Consider the following 23,755-nt stretch of genomic DNA (forward strand, 5'->3'; position numbering starts at 1 on the left):
TGCCCCGAACGATCCGAAGCCGCAAATCTGCTGAAACTGCTTTCCCCATGGCGCACCTCCAGCACCACAGAATCAGACTTCAGCAAAAAACGGAATCTCGATTCAGCGTTCCCGCCCGACGCTCTAGCAGGGTGTTGAAGAAGTTACTCGTATTGGCGTTGCTGGCGTGATTCAATCCGTCCCCAAGAGCGAGGGACAGATGCGCGGAACGGGACAAGCGGACAGGAGAGCTGTTCTTTTATGTGGATCTGGAGAAGCGGGTGCGCCCGGATCATCCGCTGCGGCTGATCCGGGACGTCGCCGATGCTGCGTTGTTGTCGCTGTCGAGCGACTTCGCCAAGCTCTACTCGGGCCTGGGGCGGCCATCGATCGCGCCGGAGATGCTGCGGGCGATGCTGCTCCAGGCGTTCTCTTCCATCCGCTCGGAGCGGCAGATGATGGAGCGACTGGCGTTTGACCTTCTGTTCCGCTGGTTCGCCGGGCTCGGCATCGACAACCCGGTGTGGGGCCACTCGACCTTCTCGAAGAACCGCGACCGGCTCCTGGATGGGGCGATCGAGGGCCGGCTCGTCGCGGTTATCAATGCGCTCGGTCGGGTCTATCGCTACGGCAATGACGCTGCGGGACATGGTGTTGAGGATAAAGATCTCGGCGGTCGGCTGACCCGCTATCGGGGCGATCGAGACGATGCCCCTCGACGAGACGGCGATCGCCTTTGCCGGTCGATGCGGACCGTTCGGCCGATGACGTTGGCAGACGCGCCGGGCTGGGCCAGGTCGCGTCAGGACGCACCGGAGGAGGGGCTGCGGTCAGGGCTCACGATCAGAGGCCGCGATCAGGCGCCGGCCGGGGCGGTTGCCAGGGACACCGATTTGATCTGCGCGAGCAGGCGGTCGCCGACCTGCAGCGTCAGGCGGCCGGCCGAGCGGCGGGTGACTTTGGCGATGAAGGTCAGCTCGCTGGCGCCGTCAAGGGCAAGGAGGATGGCCAAATCGGCGCGGCCGGCCGGTTCGATCGCCAAAATCTCGACAGTGAGGGTGTTGAGGATCGTCGACAGGCCGGCGGCCTCGCGGGTCTGCCGGGTCAGGCTGACGTCGCTCGCCTCGATCCGTAGACGGCATTGCAGGCCGAGTTCGGTCGGGCCGCTGGCGTCGACATAGACCGGCTGGCCGCCGAGATCGAGCTCGGCAAGCCCGTCTGCACTCGAAAAGCCGACGACGCGGGCCGGCAGCACCGAGGCCGCATGAGGACGGCGGACGAAGCCGAGGCTGACATCGGTCAGCGCCGCGTTCAACGCGCGGCTGGCCTTCACCATGCCGGCTTCGACCACGGCGATATGGCTCGCCAGCCGCTCGATCTCGCCGATGTCGTGGCTGACATAGAGGATCGGCAGGTCGAAGGCACCGGCGAGGCGCTCAAGAAAGGGCAGGATGTCGTCCTTGGCCTGGCTGTCGAGGCCGGAGAGCGGCTCGTCCATCAGCAGCAGCCGGGGCCGCGACAGGATCGCCCGGCCGATGGCGACGCGCTGGCGCTCGCCGCCGGACAGATCGGCGACCGAGCGCCTCAGCATCCTGTCGAGGCCAAACAGATCGATCGCCTGCTGGCGCAGCGTGGCGTCGACGCCGCCGGCGCTGCGTTTGGCGCCGTAAAGAAGATTGCCCTCGACCGACAGATGGGCAAACAGGCTCGCCTCCTGAAAGACGTAGCCGAGCGCCCGCCGGTGGGGCGGCACGAAGCACCCCCCATCCTGCCAGATCTCGCCGCCGGCGCTGACCCGGCCGTCAAGCCGCGTCAGCCCGGCGATGGCGCGCAAGATGGAGGTTTTGCCGGAGCCGGAGGGGCCGAAGAGGGCGGTGACACCCCGGGCCGGTGCGGTGAAGTCAGCGTCGATATGGAAGCCGCCGCGTTGGCCGGACAAGGCGACCGACAGGCCGGACGAGCCGGTGGTCCGAGGGGGCGGGCCCGGGGCCGATTGATCCGGCGATCGGGGGGCGCTCGGGATAAATTTCACGGGCGAACGTCGCCGAGCCGACGCCCGACCCGCGAGATGGACAGGATCACCAGGAAGGAGAAGGCCAGCATGCCGCCGGCCAGGATATGGGCTTCGGCAAAGCGCAGCTGTTCGACATAGTCGAAGATCGCGATCGAGACGACGCGGGTCTGGCCGGGGATGTTGCCGCCGATCATCAGCACCACGCCGAACTCGCCGACGGTATGGGCAAAGCCAAGCACGGCGCCGGTCAGAAAGCCGGAGCGGGCGAGCGGAATGGCGACGGTAAAGAAGCGGTCGAGGGGCGAGGCCCGTAGTGTCGCGGCGACTTCCAGGGGCCGCGGGCCGACCGCCTCGAAAGCGTTGCGGATCGGCTGGACGACGAAGGGCAGCGAATAGACGACCGAGCCGACCACAAGCCCTAAAAAGGAGAAGGCAAGCGAGCGCAGGCCGACAAGGCCGCCGAGACCGCTCGGCCCGAGCGCAATCAGAAGATAAAAGCCGAGCACGGTCGGCGGCAGCACGAGCGGGAGGGCGACGAGCGTTCCGACGACGTCGGACAGGAAGGAGCGTGAGCGCGACAGCCACCACGCCAGCGGGGTTCCGATCAGAACGAGAATAACGGTCGTCACGCTCGCAAGTTCGAGCGTCAGGACCAGCGCCGAGAGGATGTCGCCCTCATCGATCGTCATCCGCTGGCGGCTCCATCGGCGGGGCGGTAGCCGTAGCTTTTGATGATCTTGGCGGCTTCCGGCCCCTTCAGGAAGTCGATGAAGGCCTTGGCCGCCGGATTGGTCTTGCCGGTGTTGAGCAGCACCGCATCCTGCCGGATCGGTGTGTGGTCCTTGGCTGGCACGATCCAGCGCGATCCGCCTTTTGTCTTGATCACCTGAGACAGTGCGACGAAGCCGAGATCAGCATTGCCGCTGGCGACGAACTGATAGGCTTGGGCGATGTTGTTGCCCTTGACGATCTTATCGGACAGCGTGCCGGAGATGCCGAGTTTCGATATCGTCTCGATCGCCGCTTTGCCGTAGGGGGCCGTATCGGGATTGGCGATGGCAAGCTTGGAAAAGCGGCCAGCCTTCAGGACTTCAGGTCCGGTGACCAGGCCGGGCTTCAAGCTGTAAAGCACCAGCGCCCCGACCGCATAGGTGAATTCGCTGTCCTTGACGGCAAAGCCCTTCTCGACCGCCCGCTTGGGCCGCGCCTGATCGGCGGCGAGAAACACCTCATAGGGCGCGCCTTGGCTAACCTGGGTGTAGAGCGAACCGGTCGAGCCGAAGCTTAGCGTGACGGTGTCGCCGGTCTTTTTCTCGAAGGCGGCGGCGATCTTCTTCGCCGGCTCGGTGAAGTTCGCAGCGACGGCGACGACCGTCGAAGCCGCAGAGGCGGGGTCGGCGAAAACCAGCATCAGCGCCGCAGCGGCGAGGGAAATGAAGCGCGACATAGATCCTCCGATATGTTTTGCAGGACATATCGTTCAACAGAAAACGACGACCCTGTCACGCTAATTTTCATCGCCGCCGCCCTCTTTGCGGCTCGTGGGGTCGCAAAGAAGGCGGCGGAGCGCCTCGACATGGGCGCGCACCGCCGCCTCGGCCAGGCTCTCGCTCGCCCGGTAAGCGGTCAGAACCGTGCGGCCGGTCTCGGTGAGTTTCGCCCCGCCGCCGCTGGAGCCGCCACGCGCCGCGCTGACCAGCGGTTCGCGAAAGGCTCGGTTCATCTCGTCGACGAGCAGCCAGGCGCGCTTGTAGCTCATCTTCATCCGCCGTCCTGCCGCGGCAAGCGACCCGGTCTCCTCGATCGCAGCCAGCAGCCTTGCCTTGCCCGGGCCGATGCTCAGCCGGTCGTCGAGGCGCAATCTGAGATGCGCAATGGCCGCCTGCTCGCTCGTCACGGGCGCCGCCGGGCCAGGGCAGCGTCGATCTCGGCGGCCCGCGGCATCGCCGTTTGGGCGCCGAGCTTCTGGCAGGCCAGCGAGGCGGCGGCGACAGCCCGGCGGGCGGCCTCGAGAACGCTGTCCCCTGCGGCAAAGGCGCTGGCAAAGACCCCGACGAAGGTGTCGCCGGCGCCGGTGGTGTCGACCACGTCGACGGTGAGGGCGGCGAGCCGCGTCACCGGGCCGGCGGCGCCAGCGGCGTCGGCGACCAGCACGCCATCGCCGCCGCAAGTGGCAATCACGGTGATGGCGGACCGGGCGGCGAGCGCCGCTGCCATGGTCTCGGGCGCGTCTTGGCCGACTTGGCCGACTTGGGTGAGGCGGGCGGCGGCGGCGAGCTCGGTCTCGTTGACGACGAGGACGTCGCTGGTGGCGAGAAGGGCGGCGAGATCCTCAGTGCGGAGATCGGCGGGGACTGGCGCGAGATTGACGACGACGCGCCCGCCCGCCGCCTTGGCGCGCCGGGCGGCGGCAAGACTTTCGGCCAGCGGAATTTCCATCTGCAGGACGAGGACGGTCTCGGCGTGCCAGCTGCTTGCATCGATCGCCGCGGCCCGGGCATCGCTATTTGCGCCGCTGGCGACGGTGATGGCGTTTTCGCCCCTGGCGTCGATGGTGATGAAGGCGCAGCCCGTTCGCTCGCCGCCGAGGCGAAGATGCGTCGTATCGATCCTTTCGGCTTCGAGTGCGCCTCTGGCGGCGCGGCCGAGATCGTCATCGCCGACCGCGCCGGCAAAGGCGACCTTGCCCCGGCCGCCGGAGCGCGCCGCGGCGACGGCCTGATTGGCGCCCTTGCCGCCGAAAAGCTGCTCGTAGCGGGCCGACAGCACCGTTTCGCCCGGCCGCGGGATCGCTGCGACCCGGCAGACGAGATCGATGTTGACCGATCCGAACACGAAGACGGTGGGGCCGGAGAGGGCAGAATTCGACATGGCGCGGCGAGCGTCCTTCCTCAAGTCGTGTGATTCTATCCTTGTCGCGCATTCTCGGGATCTGCTCAAGCGCTGCCGCGCAAGCCTCGCGCATGGCGTAACGTATTCTATGGGGGGCGTAAATTTGTTGGTCAAAGCTTGAATGAAGACTTGGATATGCTTCAATTTCCAGCGGTGAATCATTAAGAAAAGCGCGTGAAGATTGTAAAATAAGCTAAAATTATCGAGATCCGGCGGAGATTTTCGTCGTGCAGGGATCGCACGTCACTTCGCCGATAAAGAATTGATTAGGAGCTTCAGGCTATTTTCCAACGTAACGCTGGCGTAGAGGCCGACAAGGCACCGAGATCGGTTCATGCATCGACGGAAGATGACGACATTCTCGAAGTGGGTAGTGCCGTTGGGGATTTCTCCCCTGACGCTGCGGGGGATGGATTGGCTCATGCGGTCTGCCGTCGCCGATCATGGCACCGATCGTACCGGCAGCGTTGGGCGAGGGAGAGATAAGGCCGAGGGGGCCGCCATGCCTCCCACTCGCCGCAGCATGCCGCCCGTAGCCGGACGGTCCATTGCAATGCCGCCGCCCTCAACGGGGGGGAGCGGACGACTGGATTGTCAGGACGCGAACAGCGATTTCGGCCGGTCCGACCCCGGCGATCCACAACGACGTTTTCATTGAAGGCAGGGAGAGGTCCTGATGCCCCGAAAGTCAAATAAGGCCACTTCGGTTGAGGGGACGATCTTCGCCCTGCCGCAGGTGCTGGATCTCAAAGCAGCGACGCCGCTAACGGAAAAGCTGATGGCGTTGAGGGGGCAGGACTTGGTCATCGACGCCTCGAAGGTCGAGCGACTCGGTACGCAGTGCGTGCAAATCCTGATCTCGGCTGCCGCGACCTGGAAGGACGAAATGGCGGCCTTCACCATCGCCGAACCGTCCGATGCATTCACCTCCGGTCTCCAAGTTCTGGGCCTGACGCCGCAGGCCATTATCGAAAAGGAAGTTGCGCAATGAGCCGCACGATTCTTACCATCGACGATTCGCGCACCATGCGCGAGATGTTGAAAGTCACGCTGGCCTCGTCCGGCTTCACCGTCGTCCAGGCGGAAGATGGCCAGCATGGCATCGAGGTGCTCGCCAGCATGGCCAGCGAGCCGGATGTCATCATCACCGACATCAACATGCCGCGCAAAGACGGTTTCCAGTTCATCGAGGAAGTGCGTGCCGACAGCAGCCGCCGCGCCATTCCGATCCTGGTGCTGACCACCGAGAGCGACGCCGAGAAGAAGCAGCGCGCCCGTCTGGCCGGCGCGACCGGCTGGATCGTCAAGCCGTTCGATCCGACCAAACTCGTCGACGCGATCAACCGCGTCGCCGCCTAAGGCGCGACTGCGGGCAGCGCGTAGGGGACCAGGCAAAACCGGCGTCGTACTGCCGGCGCGAAGGTTGAAAGAGACAGATCATGGACGCAATGGCCGAAATCCGGCAAACCTTCTTCGAGGAGTGTGCCGAACAGCTCGCCGACCTCGAAGCGGGCCTTCTGGCGATCGAGAATGGCGAAGCGGACTCCGACACCGTCAATGCCGTCTTCCGCGCCGTGCATTCGATCAAGGGCGGCGCCGGCGCGTTCTGCCTTGATGATCTCGTCCATTTCGCCCACGTCTTCGAGACCACCCTCGACGAGATGCGCTCCGGCCGGCTCGACTCGTCGGAAAAGGTCATCAAGATCATGCTGCGCTCGGCCGACGCCTTGGCCGACCTCGTCACCGTCGCCCGCGACGGCGGCACGGCGGACGCGGCGCGCAATGCCAGCCTGATCGACGAATTGAAGGGCCTCGTCGCCCTTGCCAAGGGCGAGGAGCCGCCGGCTCCGACGGCCGCTGGCGGCGGCACGAGCGAGGCCAGCGACGGGCCGGTCTATGACGACGGCATGGGCGATCTCGATTTCACCCCGGTCGCGGTCGACCTCAGCGAGCTAATGGGCGATGGCGGCGACAACACCTTCCGCATCGTCTTCAAGCCGATGCCGCGCATGTATGCCAAGGCCAACGAGGCCACTCGCGTGCTGCGCGATCTCTACGCCCTCGGCGAGGCCAAGGTGATCTGCAACACCGCCGAGGTTCCGCTGATGCAGAACCTCGATCCGGAAGGCGCCTATCTCACCTTTACCATCGAGCTATCGACGGCCGAGCCAGAGGAGAAGGTCCGCGAGGTTTTCGAATTTGTCGAATTCGACTGCGAGCTTTCGATCGAGGCGATTGAGAGCGAGGAGGATGACGATTTCGGCGCCGACGATCCGGACATTGCCGACATCTTGAACCGGATCAAGGCGACCTCCGACGACGAAGAGGAATCCGCGGCTGACGAGCCTGCCGTCGCGGCCGAAGAGGATGAGCCCGAACCCGCACCGAAGGCGGCGGCACCGGCGCCGAAGGCGGCCGCTCCCGAGCCGGTTAAGCCGGAGCCCGCCAAGCCGGCGGCCGCGAGCGCACCGGCGAAGGGGGAGGCGGGCGGCGACGCCAAGGGCGCGACGGCCGGCGCCGGCGCCGCTCAGACGATCCGCGTCGATCTCGAACGCGTCGACCGCCTGATCGACCTCGTCGGCGAGTTGGTGATCCACCAGGTGATGCTGTCCCAGCGCGCCTATCAGGCGGGCCTGGCTCGGGCCTCGGACGTCGCCGTCGGTTTCGACGAACTGGAGCAGCTGACCCGCGAGATCCAGGACAGCGTCATGGCGATCCGTGCGCAGCCGGTGAAGTCGGTGTTCCAGCGTCTGCCTCGCTTGGTGCGCGAAGTCGCGGACATTTCCGGCAAGCAGGTCAAGCTGGTCACCGAGGGTGAATGGACCGAAGTCGACAAGACGGTCATCGAACGTCTGGCCGACCCGCTCACCCACATGATCCGCAACGCCATCGATCACGGCCTCGAAAAGCCGGAAGACCGGATCGCCGCCGGCAAGCCGGAAGAGGGCACAGTGCGCGTCGCGGCGATGCATCGGTCTGGCCGCATCGTTATCGAAATCTCGGACGATGGCGGCGGTATCAACCGCAGGCGTGTCAAGGAAATCGCCGCCAACAAGGGGCTTATTCCGGCGGACGCCAACCTGTCCGACGAAGAGATCGACAACCTGATCTTCCTGCCCGGCTTCTCCACGGCGGACAAGATCTCGTCGCTCTCGGGGCGCGGCGTCGGCATGGACGTCGTCAAGCGTTCGATCCAGGCGCTCGGCGGTCGCGTTTCGATCGCGTCGAAGCCCGGCAAAGGCTCGACATTCACCATGAGCCTGCCGCTGACCCTTGCGGTTCTCGACGGGATGATCGTCTCGGTCGGCGAACAGACGATCGTCGTGCCGCTGACGGCGATTATCGAGACGCTGCAGCCGAAGGCCAGTGAGGTGAAGAGCTTCGGCGGCGATGCCAGACTGGTGCAGGTGCGCGACACGTTCCTGCCGCTGGTCGATGTCGCTCGCGAACTCGGCTACGCCTATGAGCCGGCCAGCGCCACCGGTGGTGTTGCCATTCTGGTCGAAGCCGAGAACGGTGCTCGCTCGGCGCTCCTCGTCGACGCGATCCAGGGGCAGCGCCAGGTGGTCATCAAGAGTCTTGAGGCCAATTACGGCCGGGTGCCCGGGATCGCCGCCGCGACGATCCTCGGTGACGGTCGCGTCGCTCTCATTCTCGACGTCGACGCCGTTGTGGCAACGTCTCGGGTCGAGGGCAACTTCTTCAACGGCAGCATGAAGCACGCAGCGGAGTGAGCAGAATGACGACGCTTTCGCTACCCCAGAACGACAACCACACCGAACACGGTTCAGCGCGTGAACTCATCGCGTTCTGCATCGGCGAGCAGGAGTTCTGCGTCGACATCATGTCGGTGCGCGAAATCCGGGGCTGGACGCAGGCGACGCCATTGCCGCATGCGCCCTCCTATGTGAATGGTGTCATCAACCTGCGCGGTGCGGTCCTGCCGATCGTCGATCTGGCGGCCCGCCTCGGCTTCCCCCGAACGGTGCCGACCGCGCGTAGCGTCATCATCGTCGTCCGCGTGGAGCAGCAGCTGTTCGGTCTGCTCGTCGATGCGGTGTCCGATATCCTGACAATCACCGACGAGATCCTACAGCCGACGCCGGATCTGGCCTCCGACCTCGCCAAGACTTTCGTTCGTGGGGTCATGGCGATCGAGGGGCGGATGATCTCATTGATCGCGACGGACAATGTGCTGCCGCAATTTCAGGCGGTGGCCTGATTTCGACATGCGTGGGCGGCGAGGTCGATCACATGGCGCCCTATGACTTCATCGCCGGCAAAGGTCGGCTGCGACCGAGGAGTATCAGGCGGTGACAGCGACGCGCGAGTCCCCGATGCGGACGTCCAAGCAGACGGGCAACGCCTCGTTGGGCAATGGCGAATTTTTGATGACCGAGAAGGATTTCTCGACCATCGCCAAGTTGCTCTACGAGGATGCGGGGATCTTCCTGGCCGAGACCAAGGCGACGTTTGTCTATTCGCGCCTGTCAAAGCGCCTGCGTGCGCTCGGCCTGCAGAGCTTCAAGGACTATTGTACCCTCGTCCAGGGTCGCGAAGGCTCCAGCGAGCGGATGACCATGTTGGCGTCGTTGACCACCAACGTCACCCACTTCTTCCGCGAGAAGCATCATTTCGACTATCTTCGCCAGACGCTGTTGCCGCCGCTTCTGAACGACGCCAAGCGCGGCGGGCGTGTGCGGATCTGGTCGGCCGGCTGCTCGATCGGTCACGAGCCCTATTCGATCGCCATGACGATCTTGTCGATGATGGGCAATGCCGCCGATTATGATGTGCGGATTCTGGCCAGCGATATTGATCCCAATGTCGTCGCGACCGGCCGGGCGGGCGTCTACGGCGCGAGCGCCCTGGAGAGCGTGTCGACGGATCTGCGCCGCAAGTGGTTCCGGCCGAGCGCTGCCGATTCCGGTGCAGCTGGGCAGGGAGCAACGGAAATGATGTTCGAGGTGACCGATCCGATGCGCGACATCGTCGCTTTCCGGGAGCTTAACCTCAATGGCGAGTGGCCGATGCGCGGCCAGTTCGACGCGATTTTCTGCCGCAACGTGACGATCTATTTCGACCAGCCGACCCGCGAGCGGGTGTGGAAGCGGTTCGTCGATCGGTTGCTGCCGGGGGGAACCTTGTTCATCGGCCATTCGGAAAGGGTCACCGGACCGGCGCTGCAGTCGGTCGAATTCCAGGGCAACACGTCTTACAAAAAGGTTCGTTGATCGGCCGCTGCTGGCGCTGGCCATGAGGATCGCAGATCTCTGCCAGCGCGGATCCGAGCTTTGCCCGAACCGATTTCCATTTTTGAGAAAAGCCGCAGCAGAGCAAGCCGGTGGCTTGGAATTGACAAGGGAGATTCACGCCAATGTGCGCTGCGAGCGTTCTTGTCGTCGACGATTCACCAACGATGCGGGCCTTGATCCGCCATGCTCTCAAGCGCGATCCGGAGATTGTCGTCGTTGGCGAAGCGTCCAATCCCTACGAAGCACGTGACAAGATGAAGGAGCTCGATCCCGACGTCGTGACCCTCGACGTCGAGATGCCGAATATGAACGGGATCGAGTTTTTGAAGAAGATCATGACCCTGCGGCCGACGCCGGTGATTATGGTCTCGAACTTCACCGCGCCGGGGGCGGCGACGACGCTTGCTGCGCTGGAGATTGGTGCCTTCGACTGCATCGCCAAGCCGAGCGCGCAGCAGGGCATGTTCGAGTCGCTGCCGAATCTGGTCAAGGAAGCGGCCATGGCTAAGCGCGGCATGGTCCGGCGCCGGACCGGTGCGGCTGTCGCGCGGGTCGCCGCCGAGCCGGCGCGGATGCGGAAGGCAGGCTGGGCCGATCTGATTGCGATCGGCTCCTCGACCGGCGGCGTCGAAGCGCTGATGCAAGTGTTATCGGAATTTCCGGCTGATTGCCCGCCGACGGTGATCGTTCAGCATCTGCCGGCCGCCTTCACCGGCTCCTTTGCGGCAAGGCTTGATCGAGCTTCGCACGCTAAGGTTGTTGAGGCTGGCGGCGGCGAGACGCTGAGGCGGGGGCACGTCTATGTCGCTCCCGGCGGCGCTCGCCACATGATCGTCAAGCCGGGCGCGCAGCCGATCATCGACCTCTATGAGGGGGAGACGGTCTCCGGCCACCGGCCGTCGGTCGATGTGCTGTTCTCGTCGGTCGCCAAGAATTTCAAGGGCTCGACATGCGGCGTCATTCTGACCGGCATGGGACGGGACGGGGCCCAGGGGCTGTTGGAAATGCGTCGGGCCGGCGGCCAGACGTTTGGTCAGGATGAGGAGACCTCCCTCGTCTATGGCATGCCACGGGTGGCATATGAGATCGGGGCAGTGGAACGTCAGTTGCCGCTGGGACGGGTTGCGAAGAAATTGTTCAGTGGGGCGTAGTAAGCCACTAGTAAACAACGAATTTTTGAGCGGATGAGAGACTTCGTTCATGAAATTCGGGTCTACTGGTCCCCAGAAGGAAGCACGTCATGAGCATCAAAGATCAACTGAAAGTCCTGATCGTTGACGATCATAGAACTAGTCGGATGCTGATTCGCGACGCACTGGAGCAGCTCGGCATCAAGCAGATCGTGTTCGCTTGCGACGGTGAGGAAGCCTTGAAGGCGATGATGCAGACCCCGTGTCACATCATCATCTCCGACTTCAACATGCCGAAGCTTGACGGGATCCAGCTCCTCAAGGCAATTCGGTCGTACAAAAAGACGCAGCGCACGCCCTTCATCATTCTCACGAGCAAGGGCGACCGCGAGCTCGTGATGAAGGCGGCGCAGCTCGGGGTCAACAACTTCTTGGCGAAGCCGATCACCGTTCCGGTGCTGAAAAAGACTATCGAAGCGGTGGTGGGGCGTCTGCAATGATTTCCGCTAGCCGGCCCAATCGGATCCACATCATGCAGGGCGAAGCCAAGATAGCCCGCGGGGAAGAGACCGTTCTGACGACGCTTCTTGGCTCCTGCGTTGCGGCCTGCATCCGCGACCCTGAGGCTGGCATCGGCGGCATGAACCACTTCCTGCTTCCCGGCAGCGGCGGAGCCGATGCCGGGCGCACGGAAAGCTTCGGGCTTTATCTGATGGAGCTTCTCGTCAACGAATTGATGAAGAAGGGTGCGCGCCGCAACCATCTGGAAGCCAAGCTGTTCGGCGGCGCTCGCACGGTCGACGGCCTGTCCGACGTCGGGGCGAAGAACGCGGCGTTTGCCGAGCGCTTCCTGCAGATGGAAAACATTCGTCATCTGGGTGGATCGCTCGGCGGCACGAGGGGCCGGCGCATCGAGTACTGGCCCCATTCGGGCCGCGCCCGTCAGATCTTCTTTGAAGAGACGGCGATGCCGAAGATTCCGGTGGCACCTCCGGTGCGTCCGCCGCAATCGGTCGGCGATGTCGATCTATTCTGATCGGCCCTGGCATGCGACAGCCGCTTGGTCTGTCGCGAGCCGCGACCTTCGCAAAGTTGATAGATCGGATGAATCGAGCTCGACCATGACGACCCTTCCCCTCACCAGCCTTCTGCAAATCCTCGCCGAAGAACTGCGGGATCTCGCTACCACCTCCGAGGAGATGCACGAACTCGTCTGTCATGACCATCTGGGGCGCGATCCGAATTACATCCGGGCCGTTCAGAAGATCGACCACACGACGCAGATGCTCGAAAATTTGTCGCATTTCGTCCTCGCGGTCGGCCGCGAAACGGACGAGGACTGGCAGATTACCATCGGCGAAGCGCTGGACGGGATTCGGCTGGGCGACCTCAAACGTCGCTTGCATCGCAACGAGCCCGTCGCTGAGCCCGTCAATGACGACGGTGATCTGGAACTGTTCGGCTGATCGAGGACGCGGGCAAAACGCGGGCCGCGCTGATGCCACTCCGCGCTGCCTGCGTGCTTTGCGTCGTGAAACGGGAAAACGCGCTTATTTCAAAGCAATTTGAGACGTAAAAGTCGGCCTTTGCTTCGGCTGAGCGTGCTCGAACGCCGCGTCGGAATCGGCGATCAGACCGCAGGCGGTGGTGATTGAAAAATCGCCGCCGCCTTTGCCGGTTCGAGCGACCGCGTCAGCGGTCGGGATCATTCGGCGGCTTCGCAGTCGCGGATGTCGGCGATCCTCGACGTCATGCCCGACGCCCCCGTCTTTTCGACGCGGCGCAGCCTGTCCTCCTCGGCTTGCATATAGCCGCGGGTGATCGGCAGCGTGTCGAGGCTCTTGGTGAACTGCAGCTGGAAGACCACCAGATCCTGCCAGCGGAACGCCGATTCCGATGCCGCGAGATAGAACTCCCACATCCGGCAGAAACGCTCGTCGTAGAGCGCCTTGGCCTCTTCACGATGGGCGCGGAAGCGTTCGCGCCAGTGCTTGATCGTTTCGGCGTAATGGATGCGCAGGATCTCGACGTCGTTGACGATCAGGCCGCTGCGCTGAGCCGCCGCCATCACTTCCGACAAGGCCGGAATATAGCCGCCGGGGAAGATGTATTTCTGGATGAAGGCGTTGGTGTTGCCGGGGGGATCGTAGCGGCCGATCGTATGCAGCAGCATCACGCCGTCGTTCTTCAGCGCCTTGGCGCAGTGGGAGAAGAATTGGTCATAATAGCCGATGCCGACATGCTCGAACATGCCGACCGACACGATACGGTCGAAGCGTTCCTTGGTGTCGCGATAGTCCTGCAGGCGGAACTCTGCCTTATCGGCGAGTCCGGCGTCGGCGGCGCGCTGCTTGGCGATCGTGAGCTGCTCGTCGGAGAGTGTCACCCCGATGACGTCGGCATCGAGGTGACCGGCGAGATAAAGGCCCATGCCGCCCCAGCCGCATCCGATGTCGAGGGTTTTCAGCTTCTCCCTGTCGAACCGCAGTTTGGCCGCGATGTGCCGCTTTTTGGCGAGCTGGGCCTCTTCGAGCGTCACATCCGGGCGTTCGAAATAGGCGCAGGAATATTGCCGGTCCTCGTCGAGAAACAGGTCGTAAAGTGCGCCGGATAGGTCGTAGTGGCGTTGGACGTTGGAGCGGGCCCGCTTCAGCGTGTTGTTCTGGATGATGTAACGGGCGGCGTAGCGCACCCGCTCGATCGCCCGCATCCAGGCTCGGCTCGTGGCGTAGTTGCCGGCGTTCTGGAAAACCAAGGCCAGCACGTCGTAGATGCTGCCTTCGACGACGTTGGCGTCGCCGTTCATGTAGACTTCGCCGAATTTCAGGCTCGGATTCAACGCCACCGCCCGTTCCGCCGCCTTGGTCCTGAAGTGGACCGTCACCGGCGTGCCGGTGCCGTCGCCCCAGTTGTGGGCGTTGCCGTCCGCATCGATGACGGTGAAGTCGCCGAATTGGATCAATTGATCGAGATAGTATTTCAAAATGCGATTCATTGCGCCGATCTCCTGGCATAAGCCGTTGGCGTATCGAACGCTCGTCTCGACGGTAGCTCGTTTTTTGAGTCCCCGTTTCATTCGCAATCGAGAACGTTGGTGATCATATGAGACGACGAGCCGGGCGGTTTGGCCTCGACCCGTCGCTCGCTTCGATCCCAACCGTCCCGAACGCGATGCGTCGAGAAAATCTTCCGATACCCCAGAGACCGCGGCGGCATACGATAGCCGCCGGGTACTCGTTGCTCATTCAACTGTGCAAATTGAATCCTAAGAGCTTCAGAGCATAAGAAAAGGGGCCCATTTGCATGGCGCCCTTAATTTCGACACCGAAATGGCACTTGCCGGCTATTTTCAGGCGGCGGTTTCGTCGGTTTCGTCCGCGGCGGCCTCATCCGCGTCCGCTTCATCGCCCTCGAGGTCTTCCTCGTCAGCCTGAGCATAGTCGGGTTCGTCGGTGCCGTAGATCGCATCGGCCGAGCTCAGATCTTCGCCGCGCGACTGGCGCTCGGCCTCGTCGGGCGAACGGGCGATGTTGAGCTGGATCTCGACGACGACCTCCGGATGGAGGCTGATCGAGACGCTGTGCAGGCCGATGGTCTTGATCGGTTGGTTCAGTTCGACCTGGTTGCGGCCGACCTTGTAGCCCTCATTGGCCAGAATCTCGGCGATGTCGCGGGTCGATACCGAACCGTAGAGCTGGCCGGTTTCGCCAGCCGAGCGCACGACGATGAAGGCGCGGCCGTTCAGCGTCTCGGCGACGCCGCTGGCTTCGGCCTTGCGCTCTTCGTTGCGCTGGATCAACTGGGCCTTCTGGGCTTCGAAACGGGTGCGGTTGGCGTCGTTGGCGCGAAGCGCGCGGCCCGTCGGCAGGAGATAGTTGCGGGCATAGCCGTCGCGAACCCTCACGGTTTCGCCCATCTGGCCGAGCTTGGCGATGCGTTCAAGAAGAATGACTTCCATGGCTTTTAGTCCTTTTGCTTGCGGTTTTTCAATTCAAAGGTCTCGACGGCCGGATCAGGCCGGGGGAGAAGGGCGCATCCGCTGCAGCGTGTCGTAGATGCCGAAGGCGGTGAAGACGATGAGCGGAAAGGAGAGGATGACGATCGCCGCATAGGCGACAAAAAGCAGCAGGCCGCGATTGGACCGCCCGCGGGTGCGGGCATGCAGCCGGGCGAGACCAACCAGCGTGAACGCCATGCCGAAGGCACCGCAGACGACGAGCGCGACGAGTTCGACTGTGCCGCCGACGAAGCTCGCCGCGAGCGCGCCGGCAAACAGCACGAGCGCCACCGGTGGCAGATGCACCGCCGTCGGCAGGTCGTCGCGCGGGCGCTGCAGGCGGTCGGAAATCCGGGTAATCCAAGCGGCGAGATAAAGGCCGACGGCGAGGGTCAGGGTTAGCACTGCCGGCTGCACCAATGGCACCAGCGACAAAAGCAGGCCGGCGACGGCATCAAGTTCCAGCCCGCTGATCTGGCTGCTACTGTCGCCCTGGCGCAACGCCGCGACGATCTCGGGTTTCAGCGCCGCGATGTCGTAGCCGAAATACCAGCCGAGACCGAGGCAGGCGAGGGTGGCCATCAGCGCGATGGCGAAGAGAATATGCTCGACCGGGAACCAGATCAGCGTCGGCTGTGTGTTGCCGGCCCTCGACGGGAAAGGCCGTGAAGCGGCCGCCTCCAGCTCCGGAGCCGGCTTGGCGAGACCGGCGAGATGGCCGGCGATCGCCGCCGGCAGGGCGATGGCGGCGAACATCAAGATGCCGCCGGAGACGGCGCCGGAAATCGCGCCGACGACAACCGCGGCGATCACGGCGGCAAGGCCGCCGGCAAGGCTACCCCAGCCGAGGCTGGCGATGAAGATCGGGATCGGGGCGGCGAGCGCCAAGGTGACGGCGGAACCCGACTGCAGCACGACACCGGCAAACAGCAGGGCGCTCGCTGCGCCCGCTGCTATGGCTATGAGGAGCTTGGAAGGGGTCATCGTCCGGTCGCTGTCCTGCAAATTCGCAGTTAGAGGCAAATCGCCCCAACTCGGCAGGCCGGTCTTTCAAAAAAGCGCCGGCGGCCGTTTGGTCATAGCGGCAAGCCGCGCCGAAGATTTGGTCCGGGCGCGACGTGCCAGAGGCAGGGGAGAGCGCCGGCCTTGCCGGACATCTCTCTTATCGGGATCCGGCCTAAAACCGGCTCGCCCTTACTTGATCACGTAAGGCAGAAGGCCGAGGAAACGGGCGCGCTTGATGGCGCGAGCCAGCGCACGTTGGTTCTTCTGCGACACCGCCGTGATGCGCGACGGCACGATTTTACCGCGCTCCGAGATGTAGCGCTGCAACAGGCGAATGTCCTTGTAGTCGATCTTCGGCGAATCAGAGCCGGAGAACGGATCGGACTTGCGGCGGCGGTGGAACGGGCGCCGGGTGGGAAGCTGTGCGATATCGACCATGAAACCTTACTCCGAATCCTGCTCGCGGGGACGGCGGGGACGATCATCGTCGCGATCGCGACGCGGGCCGCGATCGCCGCGATCGCCACGTTCGCCGCGCTCACCACGGTCGCCGCCGCGACGCGGACGGTCGTCGCGCTTCTGCATCATCGCGGAGGCGCCGTCTTCGTGCTCCTCGACGCGGATGGTCATGTAGCGAAGAACATCCTCATTGAAGCGCATCAGACGCTCCAGCTCGTCGACGGCCTCGGAGGGGGCGTCGATATTGAGCAGGGTGTAATACGCCTTGCGGTTCTTCTTAATGCGGTATGCGAGGGTCTTCAGGCCCCAATTCTCGACCTTGACGATTTTGCCGCCATTGTTTTCGAGAATGCCCCGGAACGTCTCCACCAGCTGATCCACCTGCTGGTTCGAGATGTCCTGGCGCGAAAGAAATACGTGCTCGTAGAGAGCCATAAGCTTGACGCCTTTCCGTTTCGTCCGTGTTGAGCCCGATCCAGCGGCTAAGCCTCTGCGACTTCCCAAGGTGGCCGGACGGCCGGATCGGAAAGGCGGCATGGAGAGCGGTCGAGAGCGGAGACACGGGAAGCAGGCGACATTTTCGCGCCATGAAGCCGGCGAACCGGCAGCCTTCCGTTCAGCCCCCAGCTGAAACCGGGCTTTGACAGCGGGGCGGATAGCCTGTGTGACGAAAAAATGCAAGCCCGGTGACGGATTGCGGCATTGCCGGTGCCGCGTGACTTGCCGCGGCGACGCGAGGATGACGATCTCGACTTGGCGTGGTGCATTCACTCACAGGTCTCGATCGTGGTCCAGCATGCAAGCCTTCGCGGCGCGGCGCGAAGGCTTCGTCAACCGTTAAAGATTGACGCGCATCCGCAGCACCGATCATCTGGCGGTGGTTGGAATTCTGCGGCACAATCGCGGTCGGTGGAGGCGGATCGGAAAGAGACGGTTGTCCATGGCGCACCGAACGACAGCAGGTCTCGCGTCGATCGCCGATTGGGCCGGCGCCGTGTTCATGGCCGTGTCGTTGGCCCTTTGCGTGGTGCTTGCCGGGCCTGCGGACGGTGCGACCGAGGGGCTCGACGGGCTGATCGCCAATACCCTTGACGATCACGCCCTGGCGGCGGCCTTTGCCGGCAAGCATCTCGAAGGCGTCTACGCCGATGCCCGGCACTGGTCGGAGTCCTATACCTCGAATGGCACGCTGTCCTATCGCGACGCGCAGGGCGAATGGTCTGGCGATTGGAGCGTGCGCCGAGCGACGTTTTGCACCTTCTACCAAAGTGCGGCGTTGAATGGCGGCTGCTTCGTCGTCGCACAGCGGGGCGCCAATTGCTTCGACTTTTACACCGTTGGACCGCGCTTTGTGGCGATTGCCTCGGCGGACGATATTCGCGCCGGGCGCAACTGGACCGCGCGAGGCTGGTATGTTGGCGCCAAGCCGAGCTGCCCGAAATCCGGGCGCAACCTGGCTTAGAGCGCCCTTACGTCCTATCGGACGCAGAAAGGTCGCTCGAACCCTTGGAATCGACGCATCGTGCTTTGCCGAAAATCGATTCCGATTGTCTCGCCGATGCTTTAGGCCCTGCAGCGCCCGAATGCAGACCACCCGAGCGTCAGCGGCGGCCGGCCGGCCGTGACAGGCTGGCCGCCTTTGGCATTGTGTCTCTCGTCAGACCCGGCGCGGCTGCGGGGCGGGGCGCTCGTCCCGGTCACGCTCCAGAAACTTCTTGGCGACCCAGCCGACAAACAAAGCTTTCAAAATACTCCTGATCATCCTGATCTCCTCACGTCTTATCGTGATGCCATAACGCTTTGGGATGACGAAGGGTTGCGGTGGTTTTGATCGCCCGCTCTTCAATGGCAGAGGCGCGTCCTCGCCGGCATCGTGCGGGTGGCGCGGCGCTGCCGATTTCAACCCGCGCGGACCGCTTCGGCGATCGCTTTGCCGGCGGCGGCGCCTGAGGACCAGGCCCATTGGAAATTGTAGCCGCCGAGCCAGCCGGTGACGTCGACGGCTTCGCCGATGGCGTAAAGGCCGGGGATGCTTCGGGCCTCCATCGTCTTGGAGGACAAGGCCTCGGTGGCGATGCCGCCGGCGGTGACTTCGGCCTTGGCAAAACCTTCGGTGCCGGTTGGATGGAGGGTGAGGTCCGACAACATCGCCGCCGCGCGCTCGAGTTCGGCATGGGGCAGGTCGCCGAGCGGGGCGGCCAGGCCGATACGGGCGGCGAGGGCATCGGCGAGGCGGTTGGGAAGAAGCTCGGAAAGGGCGGCTTTGAGATGGGCGCGGGGCATGCGGCGCTTGGCCTCGATGAGGGCATCGCTGGCGGCGGCGCAGAGGCAGAGGCTGATCGGCTCGCCGGGCGACCAGTAGGAGGAGATCTGCAGGATCGCCGGGCCGGAGAGCCCCTTATGGGTGAACAGCGCCGCCTCGTTGAAGCGGGCCTGCCCAGCGCGCGCCTCGACCGGGCAGGCGACGCCTGCGATCTCATTGAAGAGGCGCTCTTCGCCGCCGAGCGTCAGCGGGACCAAAGCCGGGCGCGGTTTGATCACCGTCAGGCCGAACTGCGCGGCGATCGCATAGGCCCGGCCGGTGGCGCCCATTTTCGGGATCGACGGGCCGCCGGTGGCGATGACAAGGCGCGGGGCGGTGGCGCCGGCGACTTGAAACCGGCCGTCGCGATGGGCGATCTCCCCAATCGGCGTCGATAGACCGATGGTTACACCGCCGCGCCGGCATTCGTCGAGCAGCATTTGAACAATCTGCCGGGCCGATTCGTCGCAAAACAGCTGGCCGAGGGTCTTTTCGTGCCAGGCAATGCCGTGGCTCTCGACGAGGCTGAGAAAGTCCCACTGGGTGTAGCGGCTGAGGGCCGATTTCACGAAATGCGGGTTGTCCGAAAGATAGCAGTCCGGCGCGATGTTGAGATTGGTAAAGTTGCAGCGTCCGCCGCCGGAAATCAGGATCTTCTTGCCGGCTTCGCTTGCGTGGTCGAGGACAAGCACCTTGGCGCCGGCGTTCCCGGCCGCCGCAGCCGCCATCAGCCCGGCGCCGCCAGCGCCGAGGATGATTGCGTCGAACGTCTGGGGCGTTGGGCTCAAAACTTTTCGCTCGGGCTCGGCTTCGGGCGGGGCGGATCGATCGGGGCGCCGGTGCCATGGCGCTTTGCCCAAAAAGCAAGGGCTCGAAACCGTGGTGATTTCAAGCCCTTACCTTTTAAAACTGGCTCCCCGGGCCGGATTCGAACCAGCGACCGATCGATTAACAGTCGAGTGCTCTACCACTGAGCTACCGGGGAAGACGCCTTTGCGTTGGCGAGGCCTATAGCAAAGCCTTTCCCCTTTTGCCAAGCCTCGTGCACAAAAAACGTTTCGCCATCGAACCGGCTGATGACAACCGGTCGCCTGACAGCGTGGCGACACGGCGCCCGTCCATTGCAAGCCGGCACCGCGCGCCCCATTTGCGCGGCTCGAAACGGCGGGACACGGGAGCTGGCTACGGGAGCGGGGAATGAGGCAGGGATCAGATGAGGCGCCCCCGCGGGCCGAGGCCCTGGGCGAGAACGCGCCCCGGCCGGCGCGAGTCAAAATGTTCGGCCGCGATGTGCCGTTGCCCGGCTCGCGGCGCTGGCGGGTGGCGCTCGGCATTGCCCTGATCATCGGCGGCCTGCTGGGTTTTCTGCCGGTTCTCGGCTTCTGGATGATCCCGGTCGGTCTCATGGTGCTGTCGGTCGATTCGCCGGCGGTCCGGCGACGGCGGCGGCGCGCCGAGGTGACGCTGGTGCGCTGGTGGCGAACGCGCCGGGCGCGGCGCCAGAACACCGGGGTCGGCGGCGCAAAAGACGCAGGACGGTCTTGAAGGCTCGCCGATGGCGGATGCGCACCGGATCTGCGATCGGGATTGAGGGGGCACCCAAGACCTGACGCAGGTGATCTGTTCGTGGCCACGCGAAGTTGATAGTCTTTCCGCCTTCGATTGAAAATCTTCACGGTCTGTTTGCCAAGGGGCCAGTTTTTGAGCCGCGTCGACCTTTCCTAACGACCATTTCAACGGCATCGAAACCCTCCGCAACGAGAGTTTCTCCAAAGACCGTGACAGCCGCAACGTAAGTTCGGCGGAGGAGGCCAGACCCTTGGACGCCTGTGTTGGCCAGCAAGATCGCCCGATCTACGTGGATCTCGACGGCACGCTCATCAAAAGCGACCTGTTGTGGGAAAGCCTGTTCCTGACGGCGCGCCAGAAGCCGCTGGCACTGCTCGGGCTGCCGGGCTGGCTCGCCGCCGGCAAGGCGCGGCTGAAGGCCGAGCTCGCCAAGACGGCGGATCTCGATCCGGCGCTGCTTCCCTATCGCGCGGAGGTGATCGCCGCGCTCGAGGAGGCCAAGGCCAACGGCCGGCGGATCATCCTTGCCACCGGCGCGAACGAGCGGCTTGCCCGGGCGGTGGCTGATCACCTTGGCCTGTTCGACGAGGTGATGGCCTCCTGCGATGCGGTCAATCTGACGGCCCATCGCAAGCTGGAGCGGATCAGCGCCGATTGCGGCGCGGAGGGCTTCGACTATTACGGCAACTCCCATGAGGATGTCTGCCTGCTCGACGGCGCCGCCGAGGCGACGGTGGTCGCGCCTGACCGCACCGCGCGGCGCTGGCAACAGCGCGTCGGAGCCGAGCTGATCGAGGCCGGCGAGCGGCCGCACCGCGCGGCGCTGAAGGCGATGCGCCCGCATCAATGGGCCAAGAACGTCCTCGTCTTCGTGCCGTTGATCCTGAGTCACGAATTCTTGAACGTCTTGATGATCACCCAGGCGCTGCTGGCCTGTCTCGCCTTTTCCTTCGCCGCCTCGTCGGTCTACATCCTCAACGATCTGCTCGACCTGACCGCCGATCGCAAGCATAAGACCAAGCGCCATCGGCCTTTCGCCAGCGGCGCCTTGGCGATTCCCCAAGGGGTGGCGCTTGCCGCCGGGCTGCTCGGCACGGCGGCGCTGATCGGGCTGCTGCTGCCGGCGACCTTCCTCTTGGTGCTCGCCGGCTATCTCGTCGCCACCTCTGCCTATTCGCTGGTGATCAAGCGGATGCTGTTGATCGACGTGCTGACGCTCGCCGGCCTCTATACGACCCGGATCATCGCCGGGGTGGAGGCGACCAATGTCAGCGTGTCGTTCTGGCTGCTGGCTTTCTCGCTGTTCTTCTTCCTGTCACTGGCGCTGGTGAAGCGCTACACCGAGCTGATGGATTTCGGCATGGGCGCCGAGCGCTCCAAGACCGGGCGCGGCTATGTCGACGCCGATCTGGAAACGCTTTCCCAGGCCGGCATGGCCTCGGGCTTTGCGGCGGTGATGGTGCTGGCGCTTTACATCAACAGCCCGGCGGTCGCGGCGCATTACAAGACGCCTTGGCTGGTTTGGCCGCTCTGTCCGATCCTGCTCTACATCATCGTGCGGATCTGGGTGTTGGCCCGGCGCAATCAGATGCATGACGATCCGGTGGTGTTCATCCTGCAGGATTGGCGCAGCCAGATGATGATCGCGATCGGCGCGGTGATGTTCCTTTTGGCCGCCTATGCGTAAGGCGGGCGGTGAAGCGCATCAAAGCTGGGGCCGGCTGCGGCCGATCGAGCGCGCGGCAACGCCGGCCGCGGCGGCCAATTGGCGGGCGATGGCCGAACGCGGGGCAGCCGGCTATCTGCCCTTCGGCAACGGTCGGTCCTATGGCGACAGCTGCCACAACGACGCCGGCGTCCTGCTCGACGCCCGGCGGGCGATGGCGCCGAAAATCCTCGATTTTGATCCCGCGACCGGCTGTCTGACCGCCGAAGCCGGCGTGCTGCTTGCGGAAATCACCGAGGCGGTCGCGCCCTATGGCTGGTTCCTGCCGGTCACGCCCGGCACCCAGTTCGTCACCCTCGGCGGGGCGATCGCCAATGACGTCCACGGCAAGAACCATCATCTGCGCGGCACCTTCGGCCGCTGGGTGGAGGCGATCGAGCTGCAGCGCTCCGATCGCGGCCGCTTGACGCTGTCGGCTGAGGAAAACGCCGATCTCTTTGCCGCGACCATCGCCGGCATGGGGCTGACCGGTTTGATCTGCCAGGCGACGATCCGGCTGATCGCGGTGCCGTCGCTGTCGATCGTCGAGACCACCGCCCGCTTTGACCGGCTGGCGGACTATTTCGCCATCGCCGATGAGGCCGATGCGCATCATGAATACGCCGTCGCCTGGATCGACTCCCTGGCGAGCGGGCGGCAGCTTGGCCGCGGCCATCTCATCACCGGTGATCACGCGCCGAACGGCGAGCGCGGCGGGGCGCCTCGCGGCCGGCTGGCGAGCGTGCCCTTCACGCCGCCGATCAGCCCACTGACCGGGCCGTTTCTGAAGCTCTTCAACGAGGTCTATTTCCGCAAGATCAAGGCCGGCACCCACAGCCGCGTCGTGCCGTTTGCGGGCTTCTTCTATCCGCTCGATCGGATTGGCGCCTGGAACCGGCTCTATGGAGCGAAGGGTTTGCATCAGCACCAAAGCGTCATCCCGGCCGGCGATGCCGAAGCGGTGGTGCGGGCGTTGATCACCACGGCGCAACGCCATCGGCACGGCTCGTTCCTGACCGTCTTGAAGCGGTTCGGCGCGCTCGCAAGTCCGGGCCTCATGAGCTTTCCGCGACCCGGTTATACGCTGACCCTCGACTTTCCCCATCGCGGCGCGGCGACATTGGCCTTGCTCGGCGAGCTTGATCGGATCACCGTGGAAGCGGGCGGCGCGGTAAACCCCTACAAGGACGCGCGCATGTCGGCCGCGACCTTTGCGGCAGGTTTCCCGCAGTGGCGGAAGCTTGAGACGTTGCGCGATCCGGCGATGATGTCAGATTTCTGGCGTCGGACGGCGATGGCGATCCTGAATTCCTCGCAGGACTATCCGGGCGATGTCGAGAATGTGAATGCTCAACAAAGCCGTTCTTTTACCATGGCGAGTGGAATGCTTCCCAAACGTCGTGCAAGCTGACGCCATTTAACGCATCGCAGAGAGCGACCGGCTATCA

The 23,755-nt window shown here is 64.3% G+C and carries 24 protein-coding genes, 1 tRNA gene and 1 pseudogene; 14 read left to right on the top strand and 12 right to left on the bottom strand.

What is annotated here, in order from left to right; all coding sequences use genetic code 11:
- Window positions 1-199: 199 nt before the first annotated feature.
- A pseudogene (locus J1C48_RS17225) lies at window positions 200-605 on the top strand (transposase); the annotation flags it as partial.
- Window positions 606-835: 230 nt separating this feature from the next.
- On the opposite strand, the gene modC reads toward J1C48_RS17225, so the two are convergent.
- From modC to J1C48_RS17250, 5 genes are all read right to left on the bottom strand, one after another.
- Window positions 836-1,918: a molybdenum ABC transporter ATP-binding protein gene (modC, locus tag J1C48_RS17230; RefSeq protein ID WP_231081880.1), complete on the bottom strand. Its 1,083-nt coding sequence runs from the start codon at window positions 1,916-1,918 to the stop codon at window positions 836-838.
- Window positions 1,919-2,007: 89 nt separating this feature from the next.
- Window positions 2,008-2,682, bottom strand: coding sequence for a molybdate ABC transporter permease subunit (gene modB, locus J1C48_RS17235; protein ID WP_207259250.1), 675 nt, complete (start codon window positions 2,680-2,682; stop codon window positions 2,008-2,010).
- Window positions 2,679-3,440, bottom strand: a complete 762-nt coding sequence (modA, locus tag J1C48_RS17240; protein ID WP_207259251.1) for a molybdate ABC transporter substrate-binding protein — start codon at window positions 3,438-3,440, stop codon at window positions 2,679-2,681. Before modA ends, modB begins: the two co-directional genes overlap by 4 nt.
- Before the next feature lie 60 nt (window positions 3,441-3,500).
- Window positions 3,501-3,890, bottom strand: coding sequence for a LysR family transcriptional regulator (locus tag J1C48_RS17245; RefSeq protein ID WP_207259252.1), 390 nt, complete (start codon window positions 3,888-3,890; stop codon window positions 3,501-3,503).
- Window positions 3,887-4,864: a ribokinase gene (locus tag J1C48_RS17250; RefSeq protein WP_207259253.1), complete on the bottom strand. Its 978-nt coding sequence runs from the start codon at window positions 4,862-4,864 to the stop codon at window positions 3,887-3,889. Before J1C48_RS17250 ends, J1C48_RS17245 begins: the two co-directional genes overlap by 4 nt.
- A gap of 697 nt (window positions 4,865-5,561) precedes the next feature.
- Between J1C48_RS17250 and J1C48_RS17255 the strand changes: the two genes are divergently transcribed.
- From J1C48_RS17255 to J1C48_RS17295, 9 genes are all read left to right on the top strand, one after another.
- On the top strand, window positions 5,562-5,876 hold the full coding sequence (locus J1C48_RS17255) for an STAS domain-containing protein (RefSeq protein WP_207259254.1): 315 nt from the start codon (window positions 5,562-5,564) through the stop codon (window positions 5,874-5,876).
- Complete coding sequence (locus tag J1C48_RS17260; RefSeq protein WP_207259255.1) at window positions 5,873-6,244, top strand: response regulator; 372 nt, start codon at window positions 5,873-5,875, stop codon at window positions 6,242-6,244. The genes J1C48_RS17255 and J1C48_RS17260 overlap by 4 nt, the downstream gene beginning before the upstream one ends.
- Window positions 6,245-6,324: 80 nt before the next feature.
- A complete protein-coding gene (locus J1C48_RS17265) occupies window positions 6,325-8,619 on the top strand; it encodes a chemotaxis protein CheA (RefSeq protein WP_207259256.1) in 2,295 nt (764 codons plus the stop codon).
- 5 nt (window positions 8,620-8,624) lie between these two features.
- Window positions 8,625-9,107 (top strand): chemotaxis protein CheW, encoded by a 483-nt coding sequence (locus J1C48_RS17270; RefSeq protein WP_207259257.1) that lies wholly within the window; start codon window positions 8,625-8,627, stop codon window positions 9,105-9,107.
- 115 nt (window positions 9,108-9,222) lie between these two features.
- Window positions 9,223-10,119, top strand: coding sequence for a CheR family methyltransferase (locus J1C48_RS17275; protein WP_207259258.1), 897 nt, complete (start codon window positions 9,223-9,225; stop codon window positions 10,117-10,119).
- A gap of 143 nt (window positions 10,120-10,262) precedes the next feature.
- Window positions 10,263-11,291: a protein-glutamate methylesterase/protein-glutamine glutaminase gene (locus J1C48_RS17280; RefSeq protein WP_207259259.1), complete on the top strand. Its 1,029-nt coding sequence runs from the start codon at window positions 10,263-10,265 to the stop codon at window positions 11,289-11,291.
- An 89-nt stretch (window positions 11,292-11,380) separates the two neighbouring features.
- Entirely contained in the window at window positions 11,381-11,770 is a 390-nt protein-coding gene (locus tag J1C48_RS17285; protein WP_207259260.1) for a response regulator, read from the top strand.
- A complete protein-coding gene (locus tag J1C48_RS17290) occupies window positions 11,767-12,306 on the top strand; it encodes a chemotaxis protein CheD (protein WP_207259261.1) in 540 nt (179 codons plus the stop codon). Before J1C48_RS17285 ends, J1C48_RS17290 begins: the two co-directional genes overlap by 4 nt.
- Before the next feature lie 85 nt (window positions 12,307-12,391).
- Window positions 12,392-12,736: a hypothetical protein gene (locus J1C48_RS17295; protein ID WP_207259262.1), complete on the top strand. Its 345-nt coding sequence runs from the start codon at window positions 12,392-12,394 to the stop codon at window positions 12,734-12,736.
- 239 nt (window positions 12,737-12,975) lie between these two features.
- Here the strand turns inward: J1C48_RS17295 and J1C48_RS17300 are convergent, their stop codons facing one another.
- From J1C48_RS17300 to rpsF, 5 genes are all read right to left on the bottom strand, one after another.
- Window positions 12,976-14,265 carry a cyclopropane fatty acid synthase gene (locus J1C48_RS17300; RefSeq protein ID WP_207259263.1) on the bottom strand — a complete coding sequence of 430 codons (1,290 nt, stop codon included), beginning with the start codon at window positions 14,263-14,265 and terminating at the stop codon, window positions 12,976-12,978.
- 354 nt (window positions 14,266-14,619) lie between these two features.
- Window positions 14,620-15,228: a 50S ribosomal protein L9 gene (rplI, locus tag J1C48_RS17305; protein ID WP_207259264.1), complete on the bottom strand. Its 609-nt coding sequence runs from the start codon at window positions 15,226-15,228 to the stop codon at window positions 14,620-14,622.
- A 54-nt stretch (window positions 15,229-15,282) separates the two neighbouring features.
- Window positions 15,283-16,251 (bottom strand): hypothetical protein, encoded by a 969-nt coding sequence (locus J1C48_RS17310; protein ID WP_207259265.1) that lies wholly within the window; start codon window positions 16,249-16,251, stop codon window positions 15,283-15,285.
- A gap of 210 nt (window positions 16,252-16,461) precedes the next feature.
- Entirely contained in the window at window positions 16,462-16,710 is a 249-nt protein-coding gene (gene rpsR, locus J1C48_RS17315) for a 30S ribosomal protein S18 (RefSeq protein WP_207259266.1), read from the bottom strand.
- A 6-nt stretch (window positions 16,711-16,716) separates the two neighbouring features.
- The gene (rpsF, locus tag J1C48_RS17320; RefSeq protein ID WP_207259318.1) at window positions 16,717-17,166 is read right to left on the bottom strand and encodes a 30S ribosomal protein S6; all 450 of its coding nucleotides are present in this window, start codon (window positions 17,164-17,166) and stop codon (window positions 16,717-16,719) included.
- A 505-nt stretch (window positions 17,167-17,671) separates the two neighbouring features.
- Here rpsF and J1C48_RS17325 point away from each other — a divergent pair.
- Window positions 17,672-18,193 (top strand): hypothetical protein, encoded by a 522-nt coding sequence (locus J1C48_RS17325; RefSeq protein ID WP_207259267.1) that lies wholly within the window; start codon window positions 17,672-17,674, stop codon window positions 18,191-18,193.
- Window positions 18,194-18,630: 437 nt separating this feature from the next.
- On the opposite strand, the gene J1C48_RS17330 is transcribed toward J1C48_RS17325, so the two are convergent.
- Window positions 18,631-19,821, bottom strand: a complete 1,191-nt coding sequence (locus J1C48_RS17330; RefSeq protein ID WP_255679446.1) for a BaiN/RdsA family NAD(P)/FAD-dependent oxidoreductase — start codon at window positions 19,819-19,821, stop codon at window positions 18,631-18,633.
- Between the two features lie 122 nt (window positions 19,822-19,943).
- Window positions 19,944-20,018, bottom strand: a tRNA-Asn gene (locus J1C48_RS17335).
- A gap of 212 nt (window positions 20,019-20,230) precedes the next feature.
- On the opposite strand from J1C48_RS17335, the gene J1C48_RS17340 reads away from it, so the two are divergent.
- From J1C48_RS17340 to J1C48_RS17350, 3 genes are all read left to right on the top strand, one after another.
- The gene (locus J1C48_RS17340; protein ID WP_425523522.1) at window positions 20,231-20,578 is read left to right on the top strand and encodes a hypothetical protein; all 348 of its coding nucleotides are present in this window, start codon (window positions 20,231-20,233) and stop codon (window positions 20,576-20,578) included.
- Window positions 20,579-20,852: 274 nt separating this feature from the next.
- Complete coding sequence (locus J1C48_RS17345) at window positions 20,853-22,289, top strand: UbiA family prenyltransferase (protein ID WP_207259268.1); 1,437 nt, start codon at window positions 20,853-20,855, stop codon at window positions 22,287-22,289.
- Window positions 22,282-23,718, top strand: a complete 1,437-nt coding sequence (locus J1C48_RS17350; RefSeq protein ID WP_207259269.1) for an FAD-binding oxidoreductase — start codon at window positions 22,282-22,284, stop codon at window positions 23,716-23,718. Before J1C48_RS17345 ends, J1C48_RS17350 begins: the two co-directional genes overlap by 8 nt.
- Window positions 23,719-23,755 lie beyond the last annotated feature (37 nt).

The sequence above is a fragment of the Jiella flava genome, from assembly GCF_017349315.1.
GTDB lineage: Bacteria > Pseudomonadota > Alphaproteobacteria > Rhizobiales > Rhizobiaceae > Jiella > Jiella flava.

Bases quoted from the DNA above. Each gene is read 5' to 3' on its own strand.
- modB (WP_207259250.1), bottom strand. From the start codon at position 2,682: ATGACGATCGATGAGGGCGACATCCTCTCGGCGCTGGTCCTGACGCTC.
- modA (WP_207259251.1), bottom strand. From the start codon at position 3,440: ATGTCGCGCTTCATTTCCCTCGCCGCTGCGGCGCTGATGCTGGTTTTC.
- J1C48_RS17250 (WP_207259253.1), bottom strand. From the start codon at position 4,864: ATGTCGAATTCTGCCCTCTCCGGCCCCACCGTCTTCGTGTTCGGATCG.
- J1C48_RS17255 (WP_207259254.1), top strand. From the start codon at position 5,562: ATGCCCCGAAAGTCAAATAAGGCCACTTCGGTTGAGGGGACGATCTTC.
- J1C48_RS17260 (WP_207259255.1), top strand. From the start codon at position 5,873: ATGAGCCGCACGATTCTTACCATCGACGATTCGCGCACCATGCGCGAG.
- J1C48_RS17265 (WP_207259256.1), top strand. From the start codon at position 6,325: ATGGACGCAATGGCCGAAATCCGGCAAACCTTCTTCGAGGAGTGTGCC.
- J1C48_RS17270 (WP_207259257.1), top strand. From the start codon at position 8,625: ATGACGACGCTTTCGCTACCCCAGAACGACAACCACACCGAACACGGT.
- J1C48_RS17275 (WP_207259258.1), top strand. From the start codon at position 9,223: ATGCGGACGTCCAAGCAGACGGGCAACGCCTCGTTGGGCAATGGCGAA.
- J1C48_RS17280 (WP_207259259.1), top strand. From the start codon at position 10,263: ATGTGCGCTGCGAGCGTTCTTGTCGTCGACGATTCACCAACGATGCGG.
- J1C48_RS17285 (WP_207259260.1), top strand. From the start codon at position 11,381: ATGAGCATCAAAGATCAACTGAAAGTCCTGATCGTTGACGATCATAGA.
- J1C48_RS17290 (WP_207259261.1), top strand. From the start codon at position 11,767: ATGATTTCCGCTAGCCGGCCCAATCGGATCCACATCATGCAGGGCGAA.
- J1C48_RS17295 (WP_207259262.1), top strand. From the start codon at position 12,392: ATGACGACCCTTCCCCTCACCAGCCTTCTGCAAATCCTCGCCGAAGAA.
- J1C48_RS17300 (WP_207259263.1), bottom strand. From the start codon at position 14,265: ATGAATCGCATTTTGAAATACTATCTCGATCAATTGATCCAATTCGGC.
- rplI (WP_207259264.1), bottom strand. From the start codon at position 15,228: ATGGAAGTCATTCTTCTTGAACGCATCGCCAAGCTCGGCCAGATGGGC.
- J1C48_RS17310 (WP_207259265.1), bottom strand. From the start codon at position 16,251: ATGACCCCTTCCAAGCTCCTCATAGCCATAGCAGCGGGCGCAGCGAGC.
- rpsR (WP_207259266.1), bottom strand. From the start codon at position 16,710: ATGGTCGATATCGCACAGCTTCCCACCCGGCGCCCGTTCCACCGCCGC.
- rpsF (WP_207259318.1), bottom strand. From the start codon at position 17,166: ATGGCTCTCTACGAGCACGTATTTCTTTCGCGCCAGGACATCTCGAAC.
- J1C48_RS17325 (WP_207259267.1), top strand. From the start codon at position 17,672: ATGGCGCACCGAACGACAGCAGGTCTCGCGTCGATCGCCGATTGGGCC.
- J1C48_RS17340 (WP_425523522.1), top strand. From the start codon at position 20,231: ATGAGGCAGGGATCAGATGAGGCGCCCCCGCGGGCCGAGGCCCTGGGC.
- J1C48_RS17350 (WP_207259269.1), top strand. From the start codon at position 22,282: ATGCGTAAGGCGGGCGGTGAAGCGCATCAAAGCTGGGGCCGGCTGCGG.